General features: G+C 58.2%; 13 protein-coding genes. All 13 read left to right on the plus strand.

What is annotated here, in order from left to right; all coding sequences use genetic code 11:
• Window positions 1-96: 96 nt before the first annotated feature.
• The 13 genes from ACFWW4_RS13505 (at window position 97) to cysG (ending at window position 17,082) form a co-directional block, all read left to right on the plus strand.
• Entirely contained in the window at window positions 97-378 is a 282-nt protein-coding gene (locus tag ACFWW4_RS13505; RefSeq protein WP_411891332.1) for a hypothetical protein, read from the plus strand.
• Entirely contained in the window at window positions 335-1,054 is a 720-nt protein-coding gene (locus tag ACFWW4_RS13510; RefSeq protein ID WP_411891333.1) for a winged helix-turn-helix domain-containing protein, read from the plus strand. Before ACFWW4_RS13505 ends, ACFWW4_RS13510 begins: the two co-directional genes overlap by 44 nt.
• Window positions 1,055-1,328: 274 nt before the next feature.
• Window positions 1,329-2,909 (plus strand): substrate-binding domain-containing protein, encoded by a 1,581-nt coding sequence (locus tag ACFWW4_RS13515; protein ID WP_411891334.1) that lies wholly within the window; start codon window positions 1,329-1,331, stop codon window positions 2,907-2,909.
• Between the two features lie 305 nt (window positions 2,910-3,214).
• The gene (locus tag ACFWW4_RS13520) at window positions 3,215-3,799 is read left to right on the plus strand and encodes an ANTAR domain-containing response regulator (protein ID WP_411891335.1); all 585 of its coding nucleotides are present in this window, start codon (window positions 3,215-3,217) and stop codon (window positions 3,797-3,799) included.
• Window positions 3,796-4,932, plus strand: coding sequence for a CmpA/NrtA family ABC transporter substrate-binding protein (locus tag ACFWW4_RS13525; protein ID WP_411891336.1), 1,137 nt, complete (start codon window positions 3,796-3,798; stop codon window positions 4,930-4,932). Before ACFWW4_RS13520 ends, ACFWW4_RS13525 begins: the two co-directional genes overlap by 4 nt.
• 257 nt (window positions 4,933-5,189) lie before the next feature.
• Complete coding sequence (locus ACFWW4_RS13530) at window positions 5,190-6,560, plus strand: CmpA/NrtA family ABC transporter substrate-binding protein (protein WP_411891337.1); 1,371 nt, start codon at window positions 5,190-5,192, stop codon at window positions 6,558-6,560.
• 75 nt (window positions 6,561-6,635) lie between these two features.
• Window positions 6,636-7,706 carry an ABC transporter permease gene (locus tag ACFWW4_RS13535; protein WP_411891338.1) on the plus strand — a complete coding sequence of 357 codons (1,071 nt, stop codon included), beginning with the start codon at window positions 6,636-6,638 and terminating at the stop codon, window positions 7,704-7,706.
• 5 nt (window positions 7,707-7,711) lie between these two features.
• Window positions 7,712-9,415 carry an ABC transporter ATP-binding protein gene (locus ACFWW4_RS13540; protein ID WP_411891339.1) on the plus strand — a complete coding sequence of 568 codons (1,704 nt, stop codon included), beginning with the start codon at window positions 7,712-7,714 and terminating at the stop codon, window positions 9,413-9,415.
• Window positions 9,416-9,418: 3 nt separating this feature from the next.
• Window positions 9,419-11,848 (plus strand): nitrite reductase large subunit NirB, encoded by a 2,430-nt coding sequence (nirB, locus tag ACFWW4_RS13545; RefSeq protein WP_411891340.1) that lies wholly within the window; start codon window positions 9,419-9,421, stop codon window positions 11,846-11,848.
• Window positions 11,845-12,180: a nitrite reductase small subunit NirD gene (gene nirD / locus ACFWW4_RS13550; protein ID WP_411891341.1), complete on the plus strand. Its 336-nt coding sequence runs from the start codon at window positions 11,845-11,847 to the stop codon at window positions 12,178-12,180. Before nirB ends, nirD begins: the two co-directional genes overlap by 4 nt.
• Entirely contained in the window at window positions 12,177-14,753 is a 2,577-nt protein-coding gene (locus tag ACFWW4_RS13555) for a molybdopterin-dependent oxidoreductase (protein WP_411891342.1), read from the plus strand. Before nirD ends, ACFWW4_RS13555 begins: the two co-directional genes overlap by 4 nt.
• Window positions 14,750-15,685, plus strand: a complete 936-nt coding sequence (locus ACFWW4_RS13560) for a glycosyl transferase family 3 (RefSeq protein WP_411891343.1) — start codon at window positions 14,750-14,752, stop codon at window positions 15,683-15,685. Before ACFWW4_RS13555 ends, ACFWW4_RS13560 begins: the two co-directional genes overlap by 4 nt.
• Window positions 15,682-17,082: a siroheme synthase CysG gene (gene cysG, locus ACFWW4_RS13565; protein ID WP_411891344.1), complete on the plus strand. Its 1,401-nt coding sequence runs from the start codon at window positions 15,682-15,684 to the stop codon at window positions 17,080-17,082. The genes ACFWW4_RS13560 and cysG overlap by 4 nt, the downstream gene beginning before the upstream one ends.
• The last annotated feature ends 13 nt before the right edge of the window (window positions 17,083-17,095 follow it).

The raw sequence follows: 17,095 nt of genomic DNA on the forward strand, positions 1-17,095 counted from the left end.
CCCGCCAGACAATAACGGGGGATGGTTATGCGATTGCCATCGCGATAACATCTGGCGTTATTGAATATCATCACAGCAAAGTGTCAGTTGAGCGTCATGAAACATCTTTCTTTCACATTCATGATCCTGTTGTTCAGCGCCAGCATGGCGCAGGCCGCCTGTTATGCGGATTACAAGGCAAAACAGGACAACCCCTTGCGTCTGCATTATGGCGTGGCTGAAGTGCAGGGCGACTGCTCTGTCTCATCGGCAGAGGGACAGTTGCGGCAACGTCTTGCGGGTGGTGGCTGGCAGCTATTGAATGTGCTTGGTGTCTTTGATGATGCTGGGCTTGATGGAAGAAAGGACAGCGCAGGTGAATACTTCCTCCGCTACTGAGGCACGTGAAATTGGCAGCAGGATTGTCGTCGCAGGGATTGCGGCGATTGTCGCTATTCTGGCCATTGCAGCCATCCTGTTGTTCATTAATCTGCCCGATGCCAACGCGTTCAATGCCCGCGTCGAGCAGTTGTTCGTCGAAAATGACAACCTGACCGGCAATGCCGAGATCAAGCTTTTGGAGATATTGGCGCAGTCCGGCACGGCGTTTTCTGACACGTTGGCCTCTTACCGGTTCGTGATCTTTGTTTTGTTGATCTTTGCTACCGCTTTGCTGATTGCCGCTGTCGCCTTTCTGGTGATGTTGATTGCGCTGAACCGCCGTATGGGCCGGATTGAGCGACAGGGGATCGAGGTAAACTCCCTGACTATCAGCCGTGATCAGAAGGCGGTGTATCTGAATGACTTTGAATTCAAGCTGACCGATGCGGCGATTGAGACCCTGTCTGTCCTGGCCGAGGCCCGCATGGATGACGAGGTCCTGTCAGGGGCAGAGATCGAAGGGGTCATATCCGGCCGCAGCGCGGCTGATTGCGACGAAGCGGCGGGTGCCACGCGGATCAAGCGGCTGCGCGACACATTAGGCAACCAGATGATCAGCGAACTGCTGATTAAGAACATCGCACGCAAAGGCTATATGCTCGCCATCGACAAGGATGTGATCCGAATGATCTGAGCCAATCAGGCGCACCCGCGGCCTGATTCTGCGTCCTTGAGAGTTTTCCGGGATGGCAACAGTGCCCAATCTGACACGACATTGGATATTTTTTGCATACTGACCCTTTTTCTGGCGATTGCCGCTGGGTCGGGAAAGATTCGCCGCAATTTGCCCACAATTTCATACTTTTTATTCGCGCATAACACGAACAGAACCACGCAGGCGCCAGGAAACGGCTGACACCTGCATCACTGATTTGACAACGCATTCGTCGGGTAATGGAGATAACGGCATGAACCATTTGAAAAAAGCCAGCGCAGTCGGGGCGATGACCCTGGCCGGCTTTCTTGCAACGGCAAGCAGTACATACGCGCAAGACATCACGCTTCGCTCAAGCGATGGTACGGTGAATATGAATGGTGAACTCGTTTCTTTCGAAGACAACTCTTACGTGATCCGCACTGCACTTGGTCAGCTGCGCGTGTCGGCCAGCCGGGTCAGCTGTACCGGCGCGGCCTGTCCGGATCTGGCGGTGGGCGATATTGATGTTGCCGCATCCGGTTCGGATGCCGTCGGTCTGGGTCTGATGCCTCTTTTGCTGGAGGGGTACGCCGCATCAATGGACGCCGCCGCGACGATCAACAACACCACCCAGATTGGTCAATTTGCAGCGGGTCTGGTTGCCGATCAGGGTTTTGGCGATGATATTGCCACGATTCAGGTGACATCGACGGGCACATCCGATGGCTTGGCCGATCTGCTGTCCAGACGCTCAGAAATCGCAATGGCCGCCCGTCGCATTCAGCCGGTTGAGGCCGAGGCGCTGAGCGCCGATGGCGCAGGTGATATGTTTGACCCCGCTCAGGAACATATCGTCGCCGTTGACAGCCTGATCGTGATCACCCATCCCGACAACCCGATCCAGACGATGAATGTCCGCCAGTTGCTTGGCATTTACAGCGGTGCGATCAGCAATTGGTCGCAGGTCGGCGGCCCCGATCTGCCCGTGCAGGTTGTGATCCGCAATGTGGGCTCTAACCGTCGCGACGTGTTCGAAGCCCGTATCTTTGGCAGCGACGCCACGGCGTTGACATCCGATGCACAGGTTGTCGCTAACAGCAACGAAGTTGCCCAGGCGGTCAACGCAAACCCCGGCGCGATTGGTGTTGTGGGCTATGCGTTCCAGCGTGGCGCACAGTCGGTCAATATCGTCAACCAGTGCGGTATCACGATGGTCCCCGACACATTCTCGGCCAAGACCGAGGAATATGCTCTGCAACGTCGTCTGTTCCTTTATACCCGTGGCGATACGCTTTCCCCGGAAGGTCGCGACTTTGTGGAGTATGCCACGTCTGCCGAGGCGGACAATGTGATCCGCAAGGCAGGTTTCATCGGCTTTAGCGTGGATCGCCGGGAACAGTCCCTGGAAGATGTGCGCGCCCAAGCCCTGCTGAACCCGAATGCGGACCCCAACGAGGTTCCTTTCATGCGCCAGATGCTGGCCCGTATGGTTGATTATGACCGTCTGTCGACCACGTTCCGTTTCCGCACCGGGTCTTCGCTGCTGGACGAGCGGGGCCGGATCGATAAGCTGCGTCTGGTCGAATATCTGGAAACCCAGCCTGCTGGAACCGAGGTCCTGCTTGTCGGTTTCACCGATGAGGTTGGCCCCTTCTCCAACAACCTGGCCCTGTCAGAGCGTCGGTCGGCACAGGTCACTGCCGAGTTGCAGGAATTTGCCGGTACACGCCTGAACGGCATCAGCTTTGCATCGGTCGGCTATGGTGAAATCGCACCGGCAGGCTGCAACGCCAGCGAGGATGGACGCCGCATCAACCGCCGCGTCGAAGTCTGGATCAAGTCGCCAGCGTAAAGCGACTAAATCTGAATGCGAGCGCGCGATGAGATGATTTTCATCTCACCGCGCGTTTGCGCGTTTGAGAGACGACAGTCCTTGTCCGATGTCCGCGCTACCCTACACACCACGTGTTTCGGTCGGTTGTGTCCCAAGTCAGATATCCAAAGTATTGATAGCCGATGTCTGACCGGGGCCATCCCGCGTCAGAAATAGGCAAATACATGATTGACGCCTAAATCTTTGGCTTTCGGCGCTACACGCCGCAGGCTTATGCTGCGTTGAAAATTGATCTCTGCCATACAAGAGTAGATGACGACGGAATGAACGAAAGTCTTCGTATCCTTGTTGTCGAACCAAACGCTTCAAAAGTACGTGAAATCGTCGATGCGCTGAATGCCGCGGGTTGGACGGATGTCAAAGCGTTGACCCAAATCGCGGCGCTGGATCGCACGGTCCGGGAGTATGTGCCTGATATCGTGTTGATAGATCTGGCAAATCCTGACCGTGATACGCTTGAACACATCTCTCATGCGACCGAAACCAGCAAACGCGCTGTGGCGCTTTTTGTCGATCATACGGATGATAACCTGACCAAGGCCGCCTTGAATGCGGGCGTCAGCGCCTATGTTGTTGATGGCCTGAAAATGGAGCGGATCAAGCCGGTCCTTGAAACAGCTATCGCCCGTTTCAAGGTGATGCGCCAGCTGCAGTCGGAACTGGATGCGGCCAAACAGGCGCTGGAGGATCGCAAGACCATTGATCGTGCAAAAGGTATTCTGATGCGCCAGCGGCAGGTGTCAGAGGATGAGGCTTATCGACTGTTGCGCAAGGCTGCGATGGACAAAAGCCGCAAGGTGATAGACGTCGCCCAAGCGCTTGTCACCGCGGCGGACCTGCTATCATGACCGGTACCGTCCTGAATTGCGGCTATGTGCCGCTTGTCGATTGCGCGCCGCTTGTCATTGCAAAGGAATTGGGTTTCGCGGCGGAACAGGGTCTGGCATTGAATCTTGTTCGGCAACCATCATGGTCGGCGCTGCGGGATATGCTGGCGCTGGGGCATCTTGATGCAGCGCAAATGTTGTCGCCGATGGCGGTGGCGATGTCGATTGGGCTTGGTGGACTGCCCGCCCGTATTGATGCGCTGATGGTGTTGTCGGTGAACGGCACTGTCTTTGGCCTTTCCAACGCAGTCGCCAAGGAGTTGGGGCCCCTTCCGTTTGGCAATGCGCGCGCCATTCTTACCGCTCTTGCCGCGCGTGGCGTTAAGCCATTGCGGATCGGCGTGCCATTCCATTACTCCATGCACCGGCTGCTGTTGTCCTACTGGACCTCTGCTGCGCCGACCCTGACGATTGACGAGGTTACCGTGTCACCCCCGCGTATGGCTGATGCGGTGGCGGACGGGTTTGTCGATGCGTTCTGGGTGGGTGAACCCTGGGGCAGTGTGGCGGTGCAGCATGATGTTGCGCAACTGATGATGACGGGCCGCGATGTCTGGCAGTTTGCACCTGAAAAGGTCCTTGCGGTGCGCCACGAATGGGTTGAGCGGAACGAAGATATGGCGCGCAGGCTGATGCGTGCGGTATTTCACGCCTCCGCCTGGCTTGATGCGCCCAGAAACAAGGCGCTAGCTGTCGAAATCCTGGGGCGCAGCGAACATCTGAGCATGTCATCTGATCTGATTGACCCCGCTCTGACCGGGCATATTGTTCCGAAACATAACGCCCCGCCTGTGGCCGTAGAACGCTTTTTGCAGTTCCATAAGCATGCGGCCAGCTTTCCCTGGCGTAGTCAAGCCGCCTGGATCGCCCATCAGCTGGGGGCAGATGCCGCCGGTGTGGAAACAGCCAAGGCCAGTTTTCGGTCCGATCTTTACCGCCAGAACCTCGCCGATATCGGGGCTGACATGCCTGGCGCATCCGAGAAAGAGGAAGGTTCCTTGCGGTTTGAAACCGCTGTCGCCTCATCGCGGGGGCATATGATTCTTGCCCCCGATGCCTTCTTTGACGGCAGAACCTTTGATTTTGCCCAGTGACCGCGATGAATTCTTGGGCAGTTTCTGCATTGCCGCATAATTCTTGCGGCAACGCAGAAAAACCCATTGCTTGCCCTGACGCTCGCAATGCACCCTTGCTACAAGGGGCAACGATGCCCGCCAATTCGCGCTGACCAAAGTTGGCAGCGCTTTACTGAAGAGCAAAGCCGCTCGTTTGGAACACGGATCTCCTCCCCCGTGGACCTGACGTGCGGCTTTTTTGTTTTTGCCCTGCCGGGCTTTGAAAGGGACCTATGATGATGAAAACAATTTCGATTTTGTTTGCGACGTCCAGCCTTCTGGCGAACGCAGCCTCTGCCGAGATGCTGGAGCTTGAAAAGGAGGATCTGACCCTTGGATTTATCAAGCTGACCGACATGGCCCCTTTGGCCGTCGCGTATGAGCTGGGCTATTTCGAGGATGAAGGGTTGTTTGTCACGCTCGAAGCGCAAGCCAACTGGAAAGTGCTGCTTGACGGGGTGATCAGTGGTCAGCTTGACGGGGCGCATATGCTGGCCGGTCAGCCCTTGGCCGCGACCATCGGTTACGGCACCGAGGCGCATATCATCACACCGTTTTCGATGGACCTGAATGGCAATGCGATTACGGTTTCCAATGAAATCTGGGAGGAGATGAAGCCGAATGTATCGGTGATGGACGATGGCCGCCCGCAACATCCGATCAGCGCCAGCGCGTTGGTCCCTGTGGTTGAGGATTACAAGGATCAGGGCATCCCGTTCAACATGGGCATGGTGTTCCCCGTCTCCACCCATAACTACGAAATCCGTTACTGGCTGGCGGCTGGCGGTCTGGAACCCGGCTATTACTCACCGCAGGATATCTCGGGCCAGATCGGGGCTGATGTCCTGCTGTCCGTGACACCACCCCCACAGATGCCCGCCACGATGGAGGCAGGCACGATCTTTGGCTACGCGGTGGGTGAGCCGTGGAACCAGCAGGCTGTGTTCAAGGGCATCGGCGTGCCGGTCATCACCGATTACGACATGTGGAAAAACAACCCCGAAAAGGTGTTCGGGATCACCGCAGAGTTCGCTGAGGAAAACCCTAACACCACGCTCGCCTTGACCAAGGCGCTGATCCGGGCCGCGATGTGGTTGGATGAAAACGACAACGCCAACCGGCCCGAGGCGGTCGAAATCCTCGCCCGCTCTGAATATGTGGGGGCGGATTACGAGGTAATCGCCAATTCCATGACCGGGTTCTTTGAATTCGAGAAGGGCGATGTGCGCCCGGCCCCAGATTTCAACGTCTTCTTCCGCTACAATGCGACCTATCCGTTCTACTCCGACGCCATCTGGTATCTGACCCAGATGCGCCGCTGGGGCCAGATCGCAGAGCCGAAATCCGACGAGTGGTTCTTTGAAACCGCTGCCGAGGTTTATCGCCCCGATATCTATCTGGAAGCTGCGCGGATGCTGGTGGACGAAGGCATCGCGAATGAAGCCGATTTCCCGTGGGATAGTGACGGCTTCAAGGATCCGACACCGGCTGGCGATATCATCGACGGTATTCCCTACGATGGTCGTCAGCCCAACGCCTATATCGACAGTCTGCCCATCGGCCTGAAAGGCGAGCAGATCGTCGTGGGTAGCGAGATCCAAGGCTAATCCAACTGCATAACGTATGTACGGCAATGACAGGCCGTACATACGCTTCCTTTACGCGAAAAACTGAGGCATCCGATGACCGCAATCGACCCAGATACACTCGACACCGAAGCACGCCGCGCCCGCCGTTTCACCCGGATCAACAAGGCTGATGCATGGTTTCAGGTCCTAGGCCTTGCCTGGCTGACCCCGATCCTGAAGGCCGCAGCTGGCGACAACCCCAAGGCGCAGGCTGGCGAAATCTGGCGCCTTTTGGGGGTGCCTGTTCTGGCCATCGGGCTGTTCCTATCGGCATGGGGCACGCTGGCACCCAAGGTGCAGACATCGCTTGGCGCCGTCCCCGGCCCGGTTCAGGTCTGGGAACAGGTTGGCGCGTTGCATGCCGATGCCCTGCGCGAGGCTGAGAAAGAGGTCGCCTTTTACGAACGTCAGGATGCCCGCAACGCCGAACATATCGCCAATGGCGATACCGACCGGGTGCGCGACCGGGTTTATACCGGAAAGCCAACCTATTACGATCAAATCTGGACTAGTATACAGACCGTCTTCTTCGGCTTTCTACTGGCCTCTATCGTGGCCATTCCGCTGGGTATCATGGCGGGGTTGAGTGCGACGGCCAACGCCGCGTTGAACCCGCTGATTCAAATTTTCAAACCCGTCTCGCCACTGGCCTGGCTGCCCATTGTGACCATGATCGTGTCGGCCACCTATGCCAGCGACGGGTTCTTTGCGAAATCCTTTCTCGTCTCTGCAATCACGGTCACCCTGTGTTCGCTTTGGCCTACGCTGATCAACACTGCATTGGGTGTCGCGAGCATCGACAAGGACCTCGTGAATGTCTCCAAGGTGTTAAAAATGAACACCTATACCAAGATCACAAAGCTCGTCCTTCCGTCCGCCCTACCGCTGATTTTCACGGGGCTGCGCCTCTCGCTCGGTGTGGGTTGGATGGTCCTCATCGCGGCCGAGATGCTCGCGCAGAACCCGGGCCTTGGCAAATTCGTCTGGGATGAGTTCCAGAACGGATCGTCGCAATCACTGGCCCGGATCATGGTGGCCGTGTTGACCATCGGGATCATCGGCTTCATCCTCGACCGGATCATGTACGCGCTCCAGTCGCTTTTCACCTTCACGAATAACCGGTGAGCGGCATGAGCATTCTGAAACTTGATAACGTTTCCAAAAGCTTCGGCGAGGGTATCCACGCCACTGCCGTTCTTAAGGACATCAACCTTGAAGTGGCGGAGGGGGAGTTCCTTGTTCTGCTCGGCTTCTCTGGCACCGGCAAAACGACCCTCATCAACATGCTCGCCGGGCTCGATACATCCACTAAGGGCAGCGCCACATTCAAGGGCGCGCCGATCACCGAACCGGGACCGGAGCGGGGGGTGATCTTTCAAAGCTATTCGCTGATGCCGTGGCTGACGGTCAGCGGCAATGTGGGGCTGGCGGTTGATACGGTCTTTCCCAAACTGACCAAAGCGGAGCGGGCAGAGAAGGTCGCCCATTACGTCAAGATGGTGGGCCTCAGCCACGCCGCGACACGCCGCCCTGCGGAACTTTCGGGCGGTATGCGCCAACGTGTTAACGTAGCCCGCGCGCTGGCGATGAACCCGGAAGTCCTGCTGCTGGATGAACCGCTTTCCGCGCTGGATGCGCTGACCCGCGCCAATTTGGCCGATGAGATCGAGCATATCTGGGAAGCCGATAGGAAAACCTGCGTGCTGATCACCAACGATGTGGATGAGGCGATCATCCTTGCTGACCGCATCATCGCATTGAACCCGGATGGGACGCTGGGTGAGGAATTCAAGGTCAGCATCCCGCGTCCGCGTGACCGCATTGCGATGAACCATAATGAGACGTTCAAGCGTTTGCGCGCGGATGTGACCACTTATCTGGTGGATGTGGGGATCGAGGCGAAGGTTGAAGGGACGCGACTGCTGCCGGATGTGACACCGATCCACGGGGTGCCTGCCGCCGTGGCCAAGTCACAGGAAGGGATGATCGAAAACCGGTTCCTTGATTTTTCGCAGCTCGACAAAGTGTATCCAACGCCCAAAGGGCCGCTGACAGTGGTCGAAAACTTCGATCTGAAGATCAACAAGGGCGAATTTATCAGCCTGATAGGCCATTCCGGCTGCGGCAAATCCACGGTTCTGACTATGGCTGCGGGCCTGAATGAAATCAGCAAAGGGGCAATCAAACTCGACGGCCGCCATGTAGAAGGGGCTAATCCCGAACGTGCTGTTGTGTTCCAATCACCTAATCTGTTTCCATGGCTCACGGCCAAGGAAAACGTGGCGATCGGGGTAGACAAGGTTTACCCCCGCGCGTCCCGCGCCGAACGGCAGGATGTGGTTGAATACTATCTAGAACGCGTCGGTTTGGCTGACGCGATGGACAAGAGTGCGGCGGACCTGTCCAACGGTATGAAACAGCGCGTCGGCATCGCGCGGGCCTTTGCCCTGTCGCCGAAACTGCTTTTGCTGGATGAACCCTTTGGCATGCTCGACAGCCTCACCCGGTGGGAACTGCAGGAAGTTCTGATGGAGGTCTGGTCGCGGACTAAAGTGACTGCCATCTGCGTCACGCATGATGTGGACGAGGCGATTTTGCTGGCCGATCGCGTTGTCATGATGACCAACGGCCCACAGGCGACCATCGGCAAGATCACAGATGTCGACCTCCCGCGACCCCGCACCCGCAAGGCGCTGCTCGAACATCCTGACTATTATGCATACCGGCAGGAGGTTCTGGATTTCCTTGAAGAGTACGAACACGGCAATGCGCCTAAATCGCCCACCTCTGGCAGGACACCGAAGCCGAAACCCAACGCGATTGCAGCGGAGTAGGACATGACCCAGAAACTTGTTGTCATTGGCGCTGGCATGGCTTCGGGCCGTGTGCTCGAACATCTGTTCGAAGCGGGCGCCGGCTATGACGTAACCCTGTTCAACGCCGAAGCACGCGGGAACTACAACCGCATCATGCTGTCGCCGGTTCTGTCGGGCGAAAAGACCTATGATGAGATCGTGACCCATGACGTCGATTGGTACCAAGCAAACGGCGTGACCTGCCGGTTTGGCGAGCATGTGACGGCGATTGATCGGGAGGCCAAAACTGTCACCGGTCAGAACGGCACCGTTGCTTACGACAAGCTCTTGATCGCCACCGGCTCTGCCCCGTTTATCATTCCGGTGCAGGGTAAAGACCTGCCCGGTGTGATCACCTATCGCGATCTGGATGACACCAATGCAATGATTGATGCCGCCGCCAAGGGAGGCAAGGCCGTGGTTATTGGCGGTGGTCTTCTGGGGTTGGAAGCGGCTGCAGGCCTCGCCGAACGCGGTATGGAGGTGACCGTATTGCACCTGATGGGCCATCTGATGGAGCGGCAGCTTGATGAAAGTGCCGGGTTCCTGTTGCGCCGTGACCTGCAAAACAAGGGGGTCAGGATCATCTGCCGGGCTTCGACCGCGGCGATTTTGGGTGAAGCCCATGTCGAAGGTGTGATGCTGGAAGACAATACCGGGCTTGAGGCCGAACTGGTCGTCATGGCCGTAGGGATCCGCCCTGAAACCCGTCTGGCCACCGATGCTGGGTTGGAGGTTGCGCGCGGCATCGAGGTGAACGCACAGATGCAGACCTCTGATCCGGATATATATGCCGTGGGCGAATGCGTCGAGTTTGACGGTCATCTCTTTGGCCTGGTCGCACCTCTTTACGATCAGGCCAAGGTCGTGGCTGACAGTTTGGTGGATGAACCGAATGCCTTTGTGGTCAAGGAACTGGCCACCAAGCTGAAGGTCACTGGCTGCGACCTGTTCAGCGCGGGCGATTTCGCGGATGGGGACGGGCGCGAGGATATCGTTTTCCGCGATCCGGCGCGCGGCGTCTACCGCAGGCTTGTCATTGATGATGACGTGCTGATTGGGGCGGTGATGTATGGCGATACCGCCGACAGCAACTGGTTCTTTGGCCTGATCAAAGACAAGACCGATATTTCGGATATGCGCGACACGCTGATCTTTGGCCCAGCCTATCAGGGGGGGACCCCCCTGGACCCTTTAGCAGCTGTTGCAGCCTTACCGCGTGACGCGGAGATCTGTGGCTGCAACGGTATCTGCAAAGGGCAAATCGAAGACGCCATCGCGGCGGGCGCCACTGATCTGGGCGCTGTGCGGGCAACCACCAAGGCATCGGGGTCCTGCGGGACATGTACCGGGCTGGTCGAACAGGTGCTGGCGGTGACACTGGGCGATGATTTTGTCATGCCTGCCGCGCAATCCATCTGCGCCTGTACCGATATGACCCATGAAGACGTGCGGCGCATGATCAAGTCGCGTGGGCTGAAATCGATGCCAGCTGTCTGGCAGGAATGCGGGTGGAAAACATCCTGCGGCTGTCACGTGTGCCGACCGGCGTTGAATTTCTATCTGTTGGCGGATTGGCCGCTGGAGTATGCCGACGACCCCCAAAGCCGCTTTGTCAACGAACGTAAGCATGCGAATATCCAAAAGGACGGCACATTCAGCGTGGTGCCGCGTATGTGGGGCGGTATCACCACACCGGATGAATTGCGCGCGATTGCCGATGCGGCAGACAAATACGCGGTGCCTACGGTTAAGGTCACGGGCGGTCAGCGCATTGACCTGCTGGGCGTGCAGAGTGAGGACCTACCACATATCTGGGCTGATCTGAACGCGGCTGGCATGGTGTCGGGTCATGCCTATTCCAAGGGGCTTCGGACGGTCAAAACCTGTGTCGGGACCGATCATTGCCGCTTTGGCACGCAGGACAGCACCGGTCTGGGTATCAAGCTGGAAAAGACGCTTTGGGGGTCCTGGACACCGCACAAGCTGAAGCTCGCCGTCTCGGGCTGCCCGCGCAATTGTGCAGAGGCGACTTGCAAGGATATCGGCGTCGTTTGTGTGGATTCCGGATATCAAGTCAGTATCGGCGGGGCCGCTGGCATGGATGTCAAGGAAACCGAGCTGCTGGTGCAGGTTGCGACCGAGGATGAAGTGATCGCCGTTATCAAGGCGGTCACGCAGCTTTATCGCGAGCATGCCAAATATCTCGACCGCATCTACAAATGGATGGGCAAGGTCGGGCTTGAGTGGATCAAGGAGCAAATCGGCAACCTGCAGACGCGACAGGCCTTGGTTGACCGCTTTGAGCTGAGCCAGTCGATCTATCGCAAGGACCCCTGGGCGGAACATGCCGCGGACAAGGCGGAAAGCTATCAGCCGCTTGCAAACCTTGCGCTGGAGGCGGCGGAATGACCAATTGGATTGATATTGCGGCCCTTGATGACATCCCGCAGCGGGGCGCGCGGGTGGTCAAAACGTCCGACGGCTGTGTTGCGGTCTTTCGAACCGCTGAGGACGAAATCTTTGCGTTGAATAACGCCTGTCCGCATAGGGCAGGCCCCTTGGCCGAAGGGATCGTGCATGGCAAATCGGTCACCTGCCCGCTGCATAACTGGGTAATCTCGCTCGAAACCGGGCAGGCGCAGGGCGAAGATGATGGCCAAGTTACCACTTATCCTGCCCGCATTGAAAACGGACGTATTTTGCTGGACCGGTCGTTTTTACGTGCACGGGCGGCGGCATGAACCTGACCCGCACCACCTGCCCCTATTGCGGCGTTGGCTGCGGTGTCCTTGCCGGGGCTGACGGCACGATCAAGGGTGACCCTGATCATCCGGCAAACTTTGGGTGGCTCTGTTCGAAGGGGGCCGCGTTGGGTGAAACGATTGACCTTGATGGGCGTCTTTTGCATCCCAAGATTGGCGGCCAGCAGGCCAGTTGGCATGAAGCGCTTGATCTCGTAGCGAACAAGTTCAGTGCCGCGATTGCCGAACACGGCCCTGACAGCGTGGCATTCTATGCCTCGGGTCAGTTGCTGACCGAGGATTACTATGTTGCCAATAAGCTGATGAAAGGCTTCATTGGATCGGCAAATATCGACACGAATTCAAGGCTTTGCATGGCATCTTCCGTCGCCGGGCACAAGCGTGCCTTTGGCACCGATACGGTCCCTGGCACTTATGCGGACCTTGAAGAGGCGGACCTGATCGTGCTGGTCGGATCCAACCTCGCATGGTGTCATCCGGTCCTGTTTCAGCGGATTGCCGCAGCGAAAGACGCGCGGCCAGAGATGCGTGTCGTCAATATCGATCCGCGCCGCACCGCGACGACCGACCTTGCCGATCTGCATTTGCAGATTGCTCCTGATGGGGATGTCGCCCTGTTCAACGGGCTTCTGGCGCATTTGGCCGCTGACGGACAACTGGACGATGGATTCATCACGCGTCACGTTAACGGGCTGCAAGAGGCGTTGACCGCAGCCCACCAAACTGACCTTGCCGATACCGGCCTAAGCGCGCAGGATCGCGCGGCATTCTACAGGCTTTGGGCCGCGACACCGAAGGTCGTCACTGTCTATTCACAGGGCGTCAACCAATCCGTCTGCGGTACGGATAAGGTGAATGCGATCCTCAACTGTCATCTGGCCACGGGGCGCATTGGCAAACCCGGTATGGGGCCGTTTTCCGTCACCGGCCAACCAAATGCCATGGGCGGCCGTGAGGTGGGTGGGCTGGCCAACATGCTCGCCAACCATCTGGAACTGGACAATCCGGATCACCGGCAGGCGGTGCGGGATTTCTGGGACAGCCCCACCATTTGCACAAAGCCTGGGCTGAAGGCCGTTGATCTATTCAAGGCCTGCGCGAATGGCGATATCAAGGCGCTTTGGGTGATATCCACCAACCCGGCGGTATCCCTGCCCGATGCCGAGGGTGTTGCTGCGGCAATCGCAAATGTGCCCTTTGTTGTCACGTCCGACATTATGGAAAACACCGACACCACGGATTTGTCCCATGTCTGCCTGCCTGCGACGGGCTGGGGCGAAAAGGACGGCACGGTCACCAATTCCGAACGTCGCCTGTCACGCCAACGGGCCTTTTTGCCAGCACCCGGATCAGCCCGCTCTGACTGGGCGATTATCAGCGATGTGGCGACGCGCATGGGTTTCGGGCATGCGTTTGCTTACAAGACACCGGCCGATGTCTTTGCCGAGTATATTGCCCTTGATGCGGCCACATCGCAGTTTCCGCGCGACCTGGATCTGAGCATCTTTGTCGATGTCGACTATGCCCGTCTGGTACCGACCCAATGGCCACAGAACGGCCATCGGTTCTTTTCGGATGGGCGGTTTTACCACCCTGATGGCAAGGCGCGCATGATCCCGGTCAAGGCACCGCAGCGGAAACACCAAGGGTTTGCGCTGAACACGGGCCGCAATCGCGACCAGTGGCACACAATGACGCGCACGGGAAAATCCGCGCGGCTGGGGGCACATCTGGCCGAACCATATGTTGAGATGCACCCACAAGACGCCGCATCGCTTGAGGTAAACGCCGGTGCCCTTGTCCGCGTCGAAAGCATTTATGGCGGCGCAATCCTGCGGGCGCTGGTCACACCGCGCGTGGCACCGGGCCAGCTATTCGCGCCGATGCACTGGACACGTCAGCGCACGACCTCTGGCATCGTCAACAGCCTGACGGCACCGGTGACTGATCCTATCTCCGGCCAGCCCGCACTGAAATTCGGTCCGGTCACAGCAACGCTTCATAAACCCAAATGGTATGGCTTTCTTGCCTGTGCGAACCAGCCAAAGCCGCAGACCCCTTATGCGGCCATCGCCCGCACGCAAACCGGATGGCAGGTTGAACTGGCCGGTAGCCAAATGCCAGCATGCTGGGAAGCTGAAGCGCGTAGACTTTCAGGACAGGCGATTGGTGATGTATCAATCCAGATTGATCCCACTGCAGGGACGGTACGTGTTGCCATCGCGGAAAACGACCGGATCACCGCCCTATTATTCGTGGCCACTACCCCGGTGGTCCTGTCGCGTTCGGCCATCATCAGTTTTATCGGAACTAGCACACCGCACTTGATCGCGCTCGCCGGTCGCAGCGCGGCCGATATGCCCGAAGTGGGCGCAACCGTCTGCGCATGTTTCAATGTTGGTCGCAACACGCTTCTTGCCGCGGTGGCAAATGGGGCGCGCGATGTCGCCGCTCTAGGCGAGGCCACATGCGCAGGAACCAACTGCGGTTCCTGCAAGCCCGAACTGACCGCGCTTTTGGCAGAGGCATCGATTCCGATGGCTGCGGAATGAGCCTCGCATCATTTGTCCGTATCGTCGCTCGGGGAAAAGGCCGCGCGCGCGCCATGACCATGGCAGAGGCGCAAGAGGCGATGACCCTGATCCTGGACGGTGAAGCGGCCCCCGAAGCGATCGGTGCCCTTTTGATGGTCATGCGATTGCGGGGTGAGACACCTGCGGAAATTGCGGGCTTCACGGCTGCGTTGCGGGACCATGTCGATGGGAAACTTCCATCTGCCGACCTCGACTGGCCCTCATATGCGGCCGGGCGCAGTCGAGGTGCTCCGCTTTTCCTGCTGGCCGCCCGGTTGGTGGGCCAGGCAGGTTACCGCGTTGCGATGCATGGCGAGAATGCGCATCAATCTCCGGGGGCCAGCGTCCGCAAGGCGCTGGATATCGCCGGGCCTTCGGTCACCTACCATGCTTTGGAAACACTCAGCCCCGCAGCCCATGCGCTGCTGAATTTGCGGGATAGCCTTGGGCTTCGGTCCTGTATCAATACCGTGCTTCGCATGTGGAACCCTGCACAAGCACCTGCAACAGTGCAAGGCGTTTTCCATCCGTCCTATCGGGGCTTACAAGCACAGGCCGCAGAGTTACTGGGCCAGCGTGATCTAAGTATCATCAAAGGGGGCGGCGGCGAGTTCGAGCGGCACCCGTCCAAGGCGATCACCGTCTTCGGCTTGCGCGATGGTGCGCATATCCAGGAAATCGCCGCGCCTATTTTGCAGGATACCCGCCGCTTGCACGACGCGGGCCGTGGCATTGATCTGCGAGCGCTCTGGTATGGGACGGAGCATGATCCATTCGCCATCGCCACTGTCACTGGTACCGCCGCGGTGGCGCTTTGGACGCTCAAAGCCGCACCAACGCTGGTTGACGCGCATCACATGGCCAAGGTTCTGTGGGATGCCCGCCACCAACATGAAAGCATGTCCGCATGAAAACCTTTCCCATGTTTCTCCGGATGACCGGTCGCCGTGTTGTTATTGTTGGCGGAGGCGAGCAAGCCGCGCAAAAGGCACGCCTAATCCTGAAAACAGAGGCCAAGGTGATTGTTCTGGCACCTGTCCTTGAGGCCGAACTTGCCGATCTTGCCGCTGCGGGCCGCATCATGCACCAGACCGGTCGCATTTCGGGTAATAGTTTTGCCGATTGCGCGCTGGTTTTCATTGCCACCGGTTGCCCCGGCATCGACATGGCCTTGCATGCCCTGGCCAAGGATGCGGGTGCGACTGTGAATGTCGTCGACCAGCCACTGCTTTGCGACGCCATCACACCATCGATCGTGGATCGCGATCCGGTTGTTGTGGCCATCGGAACTGAAGGCACAGCACCGGTCCTAGCCCGCCAAATCAAGACCAAACTGGAAGAGATGCTTGAGCCGCGACTGGGTGATCTTGCAGCACTTGCGGGACGTTTGCGAAACGCCGCATCAATGCGGCTGGCCCCGCGGACCCGTCGTGATCTGTGGCGATGGGTGTTCAATGATAGTCCGCGTCGTCTGTTTGCAAGCGGTGCAGAACGTGACGCCGCCAGACTTATCAAAACCGCTATTGAGACTGGCGAGTTCGGCCAGAAAACTGGTGGCAGCGTCAGTATTGTCGGTGCTGGCCCCGGTGCCAAAGACCTGATCACCCTGCGCGGGGTACAGCGGCTGCAAGAAGCGGATGTCATTTACTATGACAGGTTACTTGATCCTGAAATCCTCGAACTGGCCCGCCGGGATGCGGAACGCATTTATGTTGGTAAAGCTCCAGGCTGTCATTCCTGGCCGCAAGAGAAAATCACGCAAAACTTGGTTGCAGCAGTAAAGCGGGGGCAGCGGGTGGTCCGGCTGAAATGCGGCGATCCGGGTATCTTCGGTCGCACCACAGAAGAGACAGAAGCGCTCAAAGCCAGCGGCATTCCGTTCGAAATCGTCCCTGGCGTCACCGCAGCCTGCGCTGCGGCGGCAAGCGTGGGGGAAAGCCTGACGGAACGCGGTAACATTGACACGCTGGTTCTGACAACGGGACATCGGCAACATGGATATGTTGTGCCTGACCCGATCATGGACCTGAAACCTGGCACCTGCATTGCGCTGTATATGGCTGTTGGCGCCGCACCGCAGATTGTCAGTCAGTTGGAGAAGACACATGGTTCTGCGCCCGTGGATGTGCAGGTGGTAGCCAAGGCCCAGCGTCTGGGGCAGGTTGCTGTCAGTTGCACGCTCAGCGATCTGCCGGACGCCCTGAACAGGGCGGAGATCAGAGGTGAAGCGATACTGTTTGTTCGGTGGCCGCGTAGTGCCGGTGACGTCTGCTCTTTGCGAAGACCTACACTTGAAGTTGTACCATAAGGCGGATTCCGAC

Source organism: Yoonia sp. SDW83-1, from assembly GCF_046762885.1.
Classification (GTDB): domain Bacteria; phylum Pseudomonadota; class Alphaproteobacteria; order Rhodobacterales; family Rhodobacteraceae; genus Yoonia.